Origin of the sequence: Rhodococcus sp. IEGM 1307, from assembly GCF_030056915.1 — a bacterium.
Taxonomy (GTDB): domain Bacteria; phylum Actinomycetota; class Actinomycetes; order Mycobacteriales; family Mycobacteriaceae; genus Rhodococcus_F; species Rhodococcus_F opacus_D.
In genome coordinates this window covers 422,180-435,127 of the sequence record NZ_JASHKW010000004.1, presented here as the reverse complement: position 1 = coordinate 435,127, position 12,948 = coordinate 422,180, and the positions used below count along the sequence as shown (strand labels likewise).

Below are 12,948 nucleotides of genomic sequence, written 5' to 3'. Positions count from 1 at the left end.
GAGGAACAGCGCAGTGCCGCAGACCGTGCCGCTCAGGGTGCAACTCGTCGCGAAGACGGAGTTCTTTCCGCCGGCGGACATTCCGTGGGAGACCGACGCCGACGGCGGCGAAGCGCTGGCAGAGTTCGCGGGACGGGCGTGCTACCAGAGCTGGTCCAAACCCAACCCCCGCACCGCGACGAACGCCGGATATCTGCGCCATCTGCTCGAGGTCGGGCACGAGTCGGTCCTCGAACACGGCACCGTCAGCTTCTACATCACCGGCATCTCCCGGTCCTGCACCCACGAGTTGATCCGGCACCGCCACTTCTCCTACTCGCAGCTGTCGCAGCGCTTCGTGCGGGAGAACGACGGCAATGTCGTCGTCCCTCCCGCGATCGCGGGCGACCCGGAACTCGAGGAGCTGTTCGCTAAGGCCACCGACGCGAGCCGGGCGGCGTACGGCGAACTCCTCGCGGCCCTCGAAACGAAACTGGCGGACACCTCCAGCGTGCCGCTGCGCAACAAGCAGGCGAGGCAGGCCGCGAGGGCCGTCCTGCCCAACGCCACGGAGACCCGCGTGGTGGTCACCGGCAATTACCGGGCGTGGCGGCACTTCGTCTCGATGCGCGCCACCGAGCACGCCGACGTGGAGATTCGCCGCGTCGCGGTCGAGTGCCTGAGGCAGCTGCAGGCGGCCGCGCCGAATGTCTTCGGCGACTTCGAGGTACTGGTCTGGGGCGACGGCACGGAGGTGGCACGGAGCACGTTTTCCGCCGACGCGTGACGGGTGTGCAAAAGTACCTGGGTCACCGGGTAGCCTTCTGACCATGACCTACGGTGATTCCGCTTCTCCCGTCGAGCGTCCGTTCGGCACCGTGTCCACAGCGATGGTGACGCCGTTCACCTCGGACGGAAAGCTGGACGTCGACGCCGGTGTCCGCCTCGCGGCGTACCTCGTCGACAACGGATGCGACTCCCTCGTCCTCGCCGGGACGACCGGTGAGTCGCCGACGACCACCGAGAACGAGAAGCTCGAGCTGCTCCGGGCAGTGATCGACGCGGTGGGCAACCGCGCGAAGATCATCGCCGGCGCGGGCAGCAACGACACCGCGCACAGCGTCGAACTCGCCCGAGACGCCGCCCGCGCGGGCGCGCAGGGCCTCCTCGTCGTCACCCCCTACTACTCGCGTCCGCCGCAAGCCGGACTGTTCGCCCATTTCACCGCCGTCGCCAACGCCACCGACCTTCCGGTCATGCTCTACGACATTCCACCCCGCTCCGTGGTCCCCATCGAGACCGAGACCATCCGGCGCCTCGCCGAGAACCCGCGCATCGTCGCGGTCAAGGACGCCAAGGGCGACCTCAACGCAGGCGCCGAGCTGATCGGCACGACGGACCTCCAGTTCTACTCGGGTGACGATCCACTCAACCTGCCGTGGCTGTCGGTGGGCGCGACGGGATTCGTCAGCGTCATCGGGCACCTCGTGCCCGGCCGGTTGCGCGAACTGCACACGGCGTTCGCGGCCGGTGACATCGCCCGCGCCCGCGCGATCAACCTCAGCCTGATCCCGGTCATCCGCTCGGTGGCGCGTCTCGGCGGCGTCAGCGCGTCGAAGGCGGGTCTGCGCCTGATCGGCCTGGACGTCGGCGAACCCCGGTTGCCGCAGGTGGCACCCACCCACGATCAGCTCGACCTGTTGGCCGCCGATCTGCACGCTGCGGGGGTGCTCGCGTGACCCGACCGCCTCGTCGTCGCAGTGCCAGCCGCCAGGCCGGTCCCCCTTCCCCCACCGCAAGCGAGCCGCCGAAGTCGGCGCCCCCGGCCACCGAGCCTCCGGTTGTCGCCGAGCCGCCGGTTGTCGCCGAGCCGCCGGTTGTCGCCGAGCCGCCGAAGTCGGCGCCCGTCGTCGCCGACCAGCCGTCGGCTCCGAAGTCGGAGCAGGCCAAGTCCGCGCCCGTGAAGACCTCCTCCACGAAGGGCGGCGCCGCCAACAAGTCGTCGTCCCGCTCCGGCAGGCGCGGCGGCGGCAACAAGCGTCAGGACACGCGGCCGGCGTCGGTCGATCCGACAGCCCGGCTCGGTGCACCGCCGAAGGCTCCGTTCAAGGGTCTGCGGGTGGTGGCGCTCGGCGGTATCGGCGAGATCGGTCGCAACATGACCGTCTTCGAGCACCAGGGCAAGCTGCTCATCGTCGACTGCGGTGTGTTGTTCCCGGAAGACCAGCAGCCGGGTGTCGACCTGATCCTCCCGGACTTCCGGCACATCGAGGACCGGATGGACGACGTCGAGGCCGTGGTCCTCACGCACGGCCACGAGGACCACATCGGCGCCATCCCGTTCCTCCTGCGCCTGCGGCCGGATCTGCCCGTGGTGGGTTCGCGGTTCACGCTGGCGCTCGTCGCGGCCAAGTGCCGTGAGCACCGCCAGCGCCCCAACCTCGTCGAGGTCGTCGAGGGGCAGCGCACCGATCACGGTCCGTTCGAGTGTGAGTACTTCGCCGTCAACCACTCGATCCCCGACGCCATCGCCGTCGCGATCCGGACCGACGCCGGAGTCGTGCTGCACACCGGTGACATCAAGCTCGACCAGCTGCCGCTCGACGGCAGGCTCACCGACCTCGCCGGCTTCTCTCGGCTCGGGGACGAGGGTGTCGACCTGTTCCTCGTCGACTCCACCAACGCCGAGGTGCCAGGCTTCGTCACCCCCGAACGTGAGATCGGGGGAGTGCTCGACAACGTCATCGGCAAGGCTAAACAGCGCGTGATCGTGGCCTCCTTCGCCAGCCACGTACACCGCATCCAGCAGGTGGTCGACGTCGCCCACCGGTACAACCGGCGGGTCGCGTTCGTGGGCCGGTCGATGGTCCGCAACATGCAGATCGCGCAGGATCTCGGATACCTGACCGTGCCGGACGGCCTGGTGGTCGACATCGACACCGCGGCCAACCTGCCCGACGATCGGCTCGTTCTCATCTCCACCGGCTCGCAGGGTGAACCGCTGTCGGCGTTGTCGCGGATGGCCCGCGGTGAGCACCGGCAGATCAACATCCGGGCGAACGATCTCGTCGTGCTGGCGTCCTCGCTGATCCCGGGCAACGAGAACTCCGTGTTCGCCGTCGTCAACGGACTCGCCAAGCGCGGCGCCACCGTCGTCACCCAGCAGAGCGCGAAGGTGCACGTCTCCGGTCACGCGTCGGCGGGCGAGCTCCTGTACCTGTACAACGCGGTCCGGCCCACCAACGCCATGCCGGTTCACGGCGAATGGCGTCACCTGCGCGCCAACGCCGCCCTCGCGAAGGCCACCGGCGTGCCGGAGGACCGGATCGTGCTCGCCGAGGACGGCGTGGTGGTCGACATGGTCGACGGTCTCGCCGAGATCGTCGGGCAGGTTCCCGTCGGGCACGTCTACGTCGACGGACTGTCCGTCGGTGACGTCGGCGACTCCACGCTGTCGGACCGGCTGGTCCTCGGTGAGGGTGGATTCATCGCCATCAACGTCGTCATCGACGACCACACGGGTCGTGCGGTCAGCACCCCCGAGGTGTCCGGGCGCGGATTCTCCGACGACCCCACGGCCCTCAAGGATGCGGCTCAGCTGGTCGAGGCGGAACTCCTGCGATTGGCCACCGAGGGCATCAACGACGCTCACCGCATCGCCCAGGCGATCCGGCGCGTCGTCGGCAAATGGGTGGCGGACAAGTACCGTCGCCGGCCGATGATCGTCCCGACCGTCATCGCGGTGCCGTCGGCCGAGGGCAAGTAGTTCTCCGGCAGGTAGATTCGGTCGGGTGACCTTCGCCCGAGATGAACGCCTCGCCCTCGTCGACTCGATGGCCGAATTCGGTCCCGACGCCCCGACCCTCTGCGGGACGTGGACCAACCGGGACCTGGCTGCCCACCTGATCGTGCGCGAACGACGCCTCGACGCTGCCCCCGGCATCGTCGTGGGTCGGCTCGCCGGCTACACGGAACACGTCCAGAACGAGACGGCGAAACGTCCGTGGAGCCGCCTGCTGGACGAGGTCCGGTCGGGTCCGCCGATGTGGTCGCCGATGTACTGGGTGGACGCGCAGGTGAACCTGGGGGAGATGTTCGTCCATCACGAGGACGTGCGCCGCGCCCACGACGGATGGGAACCGCGGGTCCTGCCGGACAAGCGCCAGGACGCGCTGTGGGGTCTCGCCCGCAAGGTCGGAAAGCTCGGCTACCGGCACTCCCCGGTGACGGTGGTGCTCGAGCGGCCGTCCGGAGAGCAGGCCACCGTGCGCAAGGCCGGCGCCGGCCGGGTGATCCTGCGCGGTGAACCGTCGGAACTCGCCCTGCACGCGTTCGGCCGGGATCAGGTACGGATCGAGGCCGATGGTGAGACTGCCGACATCGAGGCCGTGACCTCCCTCGACCGAGGGTTCTGAGGGCATTTCGCCGCAGGTGTCCCTGTGTTACGGGTGTTGCGGATGGTCCGGAAGGTGCCGTAGCGACTAATCTGGGAGCCATGGCAGGTAAGGCGAGCGCCCGCGGTTCGAGCACGACGACGTCCACGGCGAGGACGGGCGTGCGAGGCGGCTCGACCACGTCCAAGCCGAAGTCCCGCACGACCCGGACGGTCAGCACTCCGCGCAAACCCACCTCGCCGCGGGGTGGCGGCTCCCGCGGCGGCGCCCGGAGGCCCGCCGCGAAGAAGCCGTCCACGTCCGGTCCCCTCAAGTCGGTGGGCAGGGGGATCGGTGCCGGCTGGTCGCTGATGGCCAAGGGCGTCGGGGCCACCACCCGCACGGTCGGCAAGGCTGCCGAGATCGAACAGGGCCACCGGCGCGACGGCATCGCGCTCGGATTGATCGCGATCAGCGTCGTGGTCGCCGGCGGAATCTGGTTCTCCGCGGGCGGTCCGGTGGGCGAGTGGATCGAGACCGGAGTCCGTGCCGTGTTTGGTGGGGCGTCCGGGGTCCTGCCCCTGATCGGCGTCGCCGTCGCGGTGATCCTGATGCGGACCGAGCCGAAACCCGAGATCCGGCCGAGACTGGTCCTGGGGTCGCTGCTGGTCGGTCTGCCCGCTCTCGGGCTCTGGCACATCGCGACCGGTTCGCCCACCGACGCCGAGGGCAGGGCCCGCGGCGCCGGTTTCGTCGGGTACGCGGCGGGAGGCCCACTGACGGACGGCCTGACCGTGTGGCTCGCCGCTCCGCTACTGCTGATGGCGGCACTGTTCGGTGTCCTGTTGCTGACCGGAACCACGGTCCGCGAGGTGCCCGGCAAGCTGCAGTCGTACTTCGGCACGTCGTTCGGCCGCGACCACTACGCCGACTACGACAGCGAGTACTACGAAGACGGCGAATACGACCCCACGCTCTTCGACGCCGACGGCTACCCGGTCGACGACTACAAGACCGGGGGCCGGGGTGCCCCGGCCGACAACTACCCCACCGACGAGTACGACGTCAGCGATACCGCGAAGACGGAGGTGCTCGGGCTGTGGGAGACCGAGCCCGCCACGGAACCCGTCCCGGCGCCTGCGCCGGCGCCGAAACCGGCGCGTGCCAAGGCCAAGCCGGTCGTCGCCCCCAAGCCGGAGCCCGAACCGGAGCCGCTGCCCGACGTCGACAAGTTCGTGACCGACCGGGTGGTCGAGGGCGATTACACGCTGCCCCCGACGTCGCTGCTCATCGAGGGCGATCCGCCGAAGAAGCGCAGTTCCGCCAACGACGCGATGATCGAGGCGATCACCGAGGTCCTCGAGCAGTTCAAGATCGATGCGGCCGTCACCGGATTCACCCGCGGCCCGACCGTCACCCGCTACGAGGTGGAGCTCGGACCGGGTGTGAAGGTCGAGAAGATCACCGCGCTCGCCCGCAACATCGCGTACGCCGTCGCCACCGACAACGTGCGCCTGCTCGCGCCGATCCCCGGCAAGTCCGCGGTCGGCATCGAGGTCCCCAACTCCGACCGCGAGATGGTGCGCCTCGCCGACGTGCTCACCGCCCCGAGCACCCGCAAGGACCACCACCCGCTGGTGATCGGTCTCGGCAAGGACATCGAGGGCAACTTCGTCAGCGCCAACCTCGCGAAGATGCCGCACCTGCTCGTGGCCGGTTCCACGGGTTCCGGTAAGTCGAGCTTCGTGAACTCGATGCTGGTGTCGCTGCTGTCCCGTGCGACACCCGACGAAGTGCGGATGATCCTCATCGACCCCAAGATGGTGGAGTTGACGCCCTACGAGGGTATACCGCACCTCATCACGCCCATCATCACTCAGCCGAAGAAGGCCGCGGCCGCGCTGGCCTGGCTGGTGGAGGAGATGGAACAGCGCTACCAGGACATGCAGGCCAACCGGGTCCGCCACATCGACGACTTCAACTCCAAGGTGAAGTCGGGTGAGATCACCGCGCCGCTCGGCAGCGAACGGGTCTACCGGCCGTATCCGTACATCCTCGCCATCGTCGACGAACTCGCGGACCTCATGATGACCGCGCCGCGCGACGTCGAGGACGCGATCGTGCGGATTACCCAGAAGGCGCGCGCCGCCGGTATCCACCTCGTGCTGGCCACACAGAGGCCGTCGGTGGACGTCGTGACCGGTCTGATCAAGACCAATGTGCCGTCACGACTCGCCTTCGCGACGTCGTCCCTGACCGACTCCCGGGTCATCCTGGACCAGCCCGGCGCCGAGAAGCTGATCGGTATGGGTGACGGGCTGTTCCTGCCGATGGGCGCAGGCAAGCCGACCCGCCTGCAGGGCGCGTTCATCACCGACGAAGAGATCTCCGCGGTCGTCGATTTCAGCAAGAACCAGGCGGAGCCGGAGTACACCGACGGCGTCACCGCCGCCAAGGTCGGGGAGAAGAAGGATGTCGATCCCGACATCGGCGACGACATGGACGTGCTGCTGCAGGCGGTGGAACTCGTCGTCTCCAGCCAGTTCGGGTCCACGTCGATGCTGCAGCGCAAGCTGCGTGTCGGTTTCGCCAAGGCCGGCCGCCTGATGGACCTGATGGAGACCAGGGGAGTGGTGGGCCCCAGTGAGGGCTCGAAAGCCCGCGACGTGCTCATCAAGCCCGAGGAACTCGACGGTCTGTTGTGGTCGATCCGCGGCGGCGACCCGAACGAGGCGCCGTCCGATCAGGAGTAGGGCGCGGTGCGCGTGTCCGAAATGGGCGATTCTCGCGCAGTGTGGTTGAATGGTCACCGAATTGGAGGGGAGTATCCCCACCTCTGTGACAGCATCGTCAACACGATCGGCACCGTTGCCGATCCGGGGCTGTCAGTCGCTCGGACACAAGATTCCGGCGGCGGGAGAGACCTCCGGTACCCGCTAGGTCTACCGGAGGTCTGTGTTCATGCATGTGTCACCGCTGGTCTGGGTCATCACCTGTGTGGTGATTCTCGGACTGTTCGTCTTCGACTTCTTCGCGCACGTGCGCACACCGCACGCCCCCACGTTCCGTGAGTCGGCGTTCTGGTCGTCGGTCTACATCGGTATCGCGATCCTGTTCGGCCTGGTCGTGATGTGGTTGTGGGGAAGTCAGTACGGCGGCGAGTATTTCGCCGGTTACGTCACCGAGAAGGCGTTGTCGGTCGACAACCTCTTCGTGTTCGTCATCATCATGGGAACATTCGCGGTGCCGCGGGAGTACCAGCAGAAGGTACTGCTGATCGGCATCGTGATGGCGCTGGTGATGCGCGGCATCTTCATCGGCGTCGGTGCCGCGGCGATCAACGCCTACAGCTGGGTGTTCTACCTGTTCGGTGCGTTCCTCATCTACACCGCGTACACGCTGGTGCGTGATCACGGGCACGAGAAAGAGGTGGAGGAGGAGCGTGACAGCAAGATCGTCGCCGTCGCGAAGAAGATCCTCCCCACCACGGACACCTACGACGGCGACAAGCTCGTCACGCGGATCAACGGCAAGCGCGTCGTGACGCCGCTACTGCTCGCGCTGGTCGCCATCGGATTCACCGACGTGCTGTTCGCGCTCGACTCGATTCCCGCGATCTACGGGCTCACCCAGGAGCCGTACCTGGTCTTCACGGCCAACGCGTTCGCGTTGATGGGTCTGCGTCAGCTGTACTTCCTCATCGGCGGCCTGCTGGACCGCCTGGTGTACCTGTCGTACGGCCTGTCGATCATTCTCGCGTTCATCGGCGTCAAACTCGTGCTGCACGCCCTGCACGAGAACACGCTGGGCTTCATCAACGGCGGCGAGCACGTGGCCGTACCGGAGGTGTCCACGGTGTTCTCGCTCGCCGTGATCATCGGTGTGCTGGCAGTGACCACCGTCGCCAGCCTTCTCAAGACGCGGAACACGACGCCGGCGCAGTAGTTCCGCCGGGCGTCGTACTCGAGGTGTCCGGTGCTCGGCGAGTCAGGAACTGAATTCGCCGAGTACCGGAACCCATTCCACGATCCGCGAGTCCGCCACGAGTCCGTTGCGGGCGAACGGGTCGTGGGTGAAGAGCAGTTCCACAGTCTCCGCGTCGGCGGCGTCGACGATGATGAATGCGCCGCTGCCGTCGGCGAACGGGCCGGACGACACGACGGTCTTCCGCTCGGCGAGCTCACCGAGCCACTCGCGGTGGGCGGGGCGATGCTCGTCGCGTCCTGCGACGGTGTCGGCCGAATATGTGTACTCCACTACGAACAGGGACATGTTCTCGCTCTCTCGGGACGGGTTCGTCGAACAAAAATGGGATCAGGGCACTTCTGTCTCACGCACTGGGATTTCAGAGGGTGAGAAGCATTCGGGTATTGCCGAGGGTGTTCGGCTTGACGTAGCTCAGATCGAGGAATTCGGCGACACCGGTGTCGTACGAGCGGCACATCTCGGCGTAGACCTCGGCGGTCACGGGTGTGCCGTCGATTTCGACGAATCCGTGCTTGCCGAAGAAGTCGACCTCGAACGTGAGAACGAAGAGACGCTCGAGTTCGAGTTCCCGCGCGACCTCGATCAACTTGGCCACCACGTGGTGTCCCGCACCCTGGCCCTTGGCCGACGGATCGACCGCGATCGTGCGTACCTCGCCGAGGTCGGCCCACAGCACGTGCATTGCGCCACAACCGATCACGTTGCCGTCGCGTTCGGCCACCCAGAACTCCTGGACGGATTCGTACAGGGTCACGAGGTTCTTCTCGAGCAGGATCTTGCCGGAGTAGATGTCGATCAGGCGCTTGATCTCGGGTACGTCGGAGGTTCGTGCTCGCCGCACGATCAGCTGATTGTCGGCGGTGTCCGGCGTCCGAGAAGTCATGTCGTGAACATTAGCCAACGGCCGTACCGATATTCTTAGGCACGTGCCGGTACGACCTACGAATCCTCCCCACTCCCCGCTGCGTCCCGGGGTGCAGTTCGACGCTGCGGTGCTGCGATGAGCACGCAGCGCGAGGGTTGGACGGCCGCCGACAAACCGGCGGCCCCGGATCCGTCGGTGGAACCCGCGAGTGAGACGACCGTACCGCTTCTGAACATCGCGAACATCCTGACGATTCTCCGGATCCTGCTGGTCCCGGTCTTCTTGGTCGTGCTGTTCGTCGGCGACGGACACTCGACGACGTGGCGCCTGATCGCCACCGGTGTGTTCGCGGTCGCGGCCATCACCGACCGGATCGACGGGCAACTCGCCCGCAAGTACGGCCTCGTCACCGATTTCGGCAAGCTCGCCGATCCCATCGCGGACAAGGCGCTGATCGGAGCGGCCCTCGTGGGCCTGTCGATTCTCGGAGACCTGCCCTGGTGGGTGACGGCGGTGATCGCCGTCCGGGAACTGGGCATCACGCTGCTCCGGTTTGCGGTCCTGCGCCATGCCGTCATTCCGGCAGGCAGGGGAGGCAAGCTCAAGACTCTCGTGCAGACGATCGCGATCGGCTATTACCTGCTGCCGCTGCCCGAAGGGTTCGAGGTCGCCGGCTGGATTCTCATGGGTGCTGCCGTGTTGCTGACGGTGGTGACCGGGCTGGACTACGTCGTGCAGGCCGTCCGTCTCCGGGCCGGGGTGCACAAGGTCGAGGCGAACGCGAGCACCGGGGCGTGACCGACCCGCTGGTGGACGGCACGCGGGCCGTTGACCTGGTCGCCGTGCTCACCGCCCGCGGCGAGACGGTGGCCACCGCGGAATCGCTCACCGCGGGACTGCTCACCGCGACGATCGCGGGAGTGCCCGGCGCCAGCAACGTCCTCCGCGGCGGGCTCGTCGTCTACGCCACCGACTTGAAGGCCACCCTCGCCGGGGTCGATCCCACCCGACTGGCGGCGGACGGGCCCGTGGCGGCGTCCACGGCACGCGCACTCGCGGAGGGGGCACGCGCCCGCTGCGGCGCCGACTGGGGCGTCGGCCTGACCGGTGTCGCCGGCCCCGACATGCAGGACGGACACCCGGTCGGCACCGTGTTCCTGAGCATTTCCGGCGCGTCCGGCTCGGCCGTCCGCGAGCTCGGATTGACCGGTGACCGGTGGCAGATTCGCAAATCTGCGGTTTCCGCCGCCGTGTCGGGACTCCTCGATCGTGTGCAGGAAACATCCGCAGGCTAAGGTCGGGAACCAATCGGTCCTGTTCGCGCGTTGAGATAGGCGAGACAGGTGACGGATGAAGGAGGAGCGAGATGGCGCTGCTATTGCGTGAGGCAATCGGTGACAGTCTTCGGCGTACGCGCGTTTCGCAGAGCCGGACCCTGCGTGAGGTCTCCAACAGTGCTCGTGTGAGCCTCGGGTACTTGTCCGAGGTCGAACGAGGGCGCAAGGAAGCCTCGAGTGAGCTCCTGGCGGCGATCTGCGACGCGCTGGAGGTTCCACTCTCCGATGTGCTCGTCGACGTCAGCGAATCGCTGTCCGACGGTTCTTCGGCCAAGCGTGCGGACACCGAGCGGCATGCGGTCGAATCCGCGCCCGCCGAGGCTCCCGCCGCGAGCGCACGACCGGGTTCGACGACCATCGCCCGCGACACCCGGGTGGTCATCCCCGCGCCCGCGCAGGCGCTGGCCGCCGCGTAGCAACACCCGTGCCGAACCGATAGATTTCAGTTGACCGCCGATCTCGTGGGCGGTTGGTCAGACAGGCAGTCGGGGCGCAGCCCTTGTTCCGGTGCGTGACGGTCGCGTATCGGGTCGCGCATCGCGCGGCGCAACAGATGGAGGCAGGATCAACCCATGGCTAATCCTTTCGTCAAGGGATGGAAGTACCTGATGGCGCTCTTCAATTCCAAGATCGATGAGAAGGCTGACCCCAAGGTTCAGATTCAGCAGGCGATCGAGGATGCGCAGCGTCAGCACCAGGCTCTGTCGCAGCAGGCCGCGTCTGTCATCGGCAACCAGCGCCAGCTCGAGATGAAGCTCAGCCGCCAGCTCGACGAGGTGGAGAAGCTCAACGCCAACGCCCGTCAGGCCGTCAACCTGGCCGACCAGGCCCAGACCGCGGGCGACACCGAGAAGGCCATCCAGTACACCAACGCCGCCGAGGCGTTCGCCGCCCAGCTCGTCACCGCCGAGCAGGGGGTCGAGGACCTGAAGGCGCTGCACGACCAGTCCCTGCAGGCCGCCGCACAGGCGAAGAAGGCCGTGGAGCAGAACGCGATGGCTTTGCAGGCCAAGGTCGCGGAGCGCACCAAGCTGCTCAGCCAGCTGGAGCAGGCCAAGATGCAGGAACGCGTCAGCGAGTCGCTGCGCTCGATGGACAGCACCCTCTCGGCTCCCGGCAACACGCCCAGCCTCGACGCCGTGCGCGACAAGATCGAGCGCCGCTACGCCGACGCCCTCGGTTCCGCGGAGCTGGCACAGAACTCGGTATCGGGCCGCATGATGGAAGTCCAGCAGGCGAGCATCCAGATGGCCGGACACAGCAGGCTCGAGCAGATCCGGGCCTCGATGAAGGGCGACGCCCTGCCGTCCGGCGGTGCCGCCAACGCTCCGGCGACCCCCGCCAGCCCGAACCTCGACAAGCAGCCGCCGGCAGCGGGCCAGACCGGCGCCGCACAGTAGCCGAACAGTATTCGCATGAGTTCCACCCGACGTGGCCGACCTGGACGCGCAGTCCGGTCGGCCACTGTCGTGTCCGGGCTCGCGGGGATCCAGGGCGCGCTGCGCGACGCCGGTGAGTCCGTCGCGGACGCGGCGCAGAGGTGGCGTGACCCCCGGGAACGGCTGCTGCGGAAGAAGCGGCGCGCCCGGCGCCGCGCGAAGCGCTACGGCATCGTGTCCGGATCCTCGGCCACCGGCGCCGCGGGTCTCGCCCTGATGGCGGCACCGGAGTGGTCGATGCTGATGGCTGGTGGCGGCGCAGTCGTGTTCGCGGTCCCCGCGGTGCTGGCAGTCAGCCGTTACCGCAAGCTCGACGCCGTGACGTTGCCACCGGGCCTGCCTGCCCGTCGGGTGCTTCCGGGGCCGTCCTCGGCCGCCCGGGAACCGATGGAGCGACTCGTGCACAGCGAACGGGCACTGCACGGCATCCTCGGCGTGCTGTCCCGGTCCGGGAGCATCAGCGGCGAGGACATCGAGGACACCCATTCCACGGCCCGCTCGGCGGCCGCAGCCCTCCAGGCGGTCGCCCTCGACATCACGTCCATGGAGGACGCCGCGCGGGGGAGCCGGGCCGCGGCCGCACCGCTTGACCGGGCGATCGCCTCCGCCGCCGCGCAACTCGACGACGGCGTCGACCAGTTCGAAGAACTGGTGGCCGCGGCCGCCGAGGTCGCCGTTCCCGGAACGACGAGTGCCGTCGGCGAACTGGCGTACGAGCGTGCTGAACTGGTGTCGGCGACGGAAAAGCTCGCCGGCCTCGCGGCGGCTCTCGGCGAGATCGACGACATCGTGCGCCGCTACCGCTGATGTCGTCGATCGACCCGACCGGTGACTTCTGACTTCCGGGACATCGTGTGGGGGAGAACCCTGATCTTTCCCTGATCTTTACGCTGACCTGGTGATTTACCCGCTCCGCCGTGCCACGCTGGTGTGCGTACCCGATAAGTGGGGTCGACCAGATGTCGGGC

13 protein-coding genes are annotated in these 12,948 nt (G+C 67.8%); 11 read left to right on the top strand and 2 right to left on the bottom strand.

All coding sequences use genetic code 11. From position 1 onward, the window contains the following. Positions 1-13 precede the first annotated feature (13 nt). From thyX to QM841_RS10705, 6 genes are all read left to right on the top strand, one after another. Positions 14-766: an FAD-dependent thymidylate synthase gene (thyX, locus tag QM841_RS10730; RefSeq protein ID WP_283331948.1), complete on the top strand. Its 753-nt coding sequence runs from the start codon at positions 14-16 to the stop codon at positions 764-766. 43 nt (positions 767-809) lie between these two features. After that, positions 810-1,718, top strand: coding sequence for a 4-hydroxy-tetrahydrodipicolinate synthase (gene dapA / locus QM841_RS10725; RefSeq protein WP_005261164.1), 909 nt, complete (start codon positions 810-812; stop codon positions 1,716-1,718). After that, complete coding sequence (locus QM841_RS10720; RefSeq protein ID WP_283331947.1) at positions 1,715-3,745, top strand: ribonuclease J; 2,031 nt, start codon at positions 1,715-1,717, stop codon at positions 3,743-3,745. Before dapA ends, QM841_RS10720 begins: the two co-directional genes overlap by 4 nt. A gap of 25 nt (positions 3,746-3,770) precedes the next feature. After that, a complete protein-coding gene (locus QM841_RS10715) occupies positions 3,771-4,394 on the top strand; it encodes a TIGR03085 family metal-binding protein (RefSeq protein WP_283331946.1) in 624 nt (207 codons plus the stop codon). An 80-nt stretch (positions 4,395-4,474) separates the two neighbouring features. Then, positions 4,475-7,105 carry a DNA translocase FtsK gene (locus QM841_RS10710; protein ID WP_283331945.1) on the top strand — a complete coding sequence of 877 codons (2,631 nt, stop codon included), beginning with the start codon at positions 4,475-4,477 and terminating at the stop codon, positions 7,103-7,105. A gap of 208 nt (positions 7,106-7,313) precedes the next feature. Continuing rightward, a complete protein-coding gene (locus tag QM841_RS10705; RefSeq protein ID WP_283331944.1) occupies positions 7,314-8,297 on the top strand; it encodes a TerC family protein in 984 nt (327 codons plus the stop codon). Between the two features lie 42 nt (positions 8,298-8,339). On the opposite strand, the gene QM841_RS10700 is transcribed toward QM841_RS10705, so the two are convergent. Beyond that, positions 8,340-8,624, bottom strand: a complete 285-nt coding sequence (locus QM841_RS10700) for a YciI family protein (RefSeq protein WP_105414538.1) — start codon at positions 8,622-8,624, stop codon at positions 8,340-8,342. Between the two features lie 73 nt (positions 8,625-8,697). Then, positions 8,698-9,222 (bottom strand): amino-acid N-acetyltransferase, encoded by a 525-nt coding sequence (locus tag QM841_RS10695; protein ID WP_005240737.1) that lies wholly within the window; start codon positions 9,220-9,222, stop codon positions 8,698-8,700. Positions 9,223-9,339: 117 nt separating this feature from the next. Between QM841_RS10695 and pgsA the strand changes: the two genes are divergently transcribed. The 5 genes from pgsA to pspM all read left to right on the top strand — a co-directional run bounded on the left by pgsA (position 9,340) and on the right by pspM (position 12,787). Further along, entirely contained in the window at positions 9,340-10,002 is a 663-nt protein-coding gene (gene pgsA / locus QM841_RS10690) for a CDP-diacylglycerol--glycerol-3-phosphate 3-phosphatidyltransferase (RefSeq protein ID WP_105414539.1), read from the top strand. Next, the gene (locus tag QM841_RS10685; RefSeq protein WP_283331943.1) at positions 9,999-10,499 is read left to right on the top strand and encodes a CinA family protein; all 501 of its coding nucleotides are present in this window, start codon (positions 9,999-10,001) and stop codon (positions 10,497-10,499) included. Before pgsA ends, QM841_RS10685 begins: the two co-directional genes overlap by 4 nt. Before the next feature lie 71 nt (positions 10,500-10,570). Then, the gene (locus QM841_RS10680) at positions 10,571-10,957 is read left to right on the top strand and encodes a helix-turn-helix domain-containing protein (protein ID WP_005240740.1); all 387 of its coding nucleotides are present in this window, start codon (positions 10,571-10,573) and stop codon (positions 10,955-10,957) included. A 156-nt stretch (positions 10,958-11,113) separates the two neighbouring features. After that, complete coding sequence (locus QM841_RS10675) at positions 11,114-11,941, top strand: PspA/IM30 family protein (protein WP_105414541.1); 828 nt, start codon at positions 11,114-11,116, stop codon at positions 11,939-11,941. A 15-nt stretch (positions 11,942-11,956) separates the two neighbouring features. Next, positions 11,957-12,787 (top strand): phage shock envelope stress response protein PspM, encoded by an 831-nt coding sequence (gene pspM, locus QM841_RS10670; protein ID WP_241961905.1) that lies wholly within the window; start codon positions 11,957-11,959, stop codon positions 12,785-12,787. Positions 12,788-12,948: the final 161 nt, after the last annotated feature.

What these genes read in the sequence shown, in the direction of transcription:
- QM841_RS10700 (WP_105414538.1), bottom strand. Translation starts at nt 8,624, where the DNA reads ATGTCCCTGTTCGTAGTGGAGTACACATATTCGGCCGACACCGTCGCA.
- QM841_RS10675 (WP_105414541.1), top strand. Translation starts at nt 11,114, where the DNA reads ATGGCTAATCCTTTCGTCAAGGGATGGAAGTACCTGATGGCGCTCTTC.
- QM841_RS10705 (WP_283331944.1), top strand. Translation starts at nt 7,314, where the DNA reads ATGCATGTGTCACCGCTGGTCTGGGTCATCACCTGTGTGGTGATTCTC.
- pspM (WP_241961905.1), top strand. Translation starts at nt 11,957, where the DNA reads ATGAGTTCCACCCGACGTGGCCGACCTGGACGCGCAGTCCGGTCGGCC.
- QM841_RS10695 (WP_005240737.1), bottom strand. Translation starts at nt 9,222, where the DNA reads ATGACTTCTCGGACGCCGGACACCGCCGACAATCAGCTGATCGTGCGG.
- QM841_RS10710 (WP_283331945.1), top strand. Translation starts at nt 4,475, where the DNA reads ATGGCAGGTAAGGCGAGCGCCCGCGGTTCGAGCACGACGACGTCCACG.
- pgsA (WP_105414539.1), top strand. Translation starts at nt 9,340, where the DNA reads ATGAGCACGCAGCGCGAGGGTTGGACGGCCGCCGACAAACCGGCGGCC.
- dapA (WP_005261164.1), top strand. Translation starts at nt 810, where the DNA reads ATGACCTACGGTGATTCCGCTTCTCCCGTCGAGCGTCCGTTCGGCACC.
- QM841_RS10680 (WP_005240740.1), top strand. Translation starts at nt 10,571, where the DNA reads ATGGCGCTGCTATTGCGTGAGGCAATCGGTGACAGTCTTCGGCGTACG.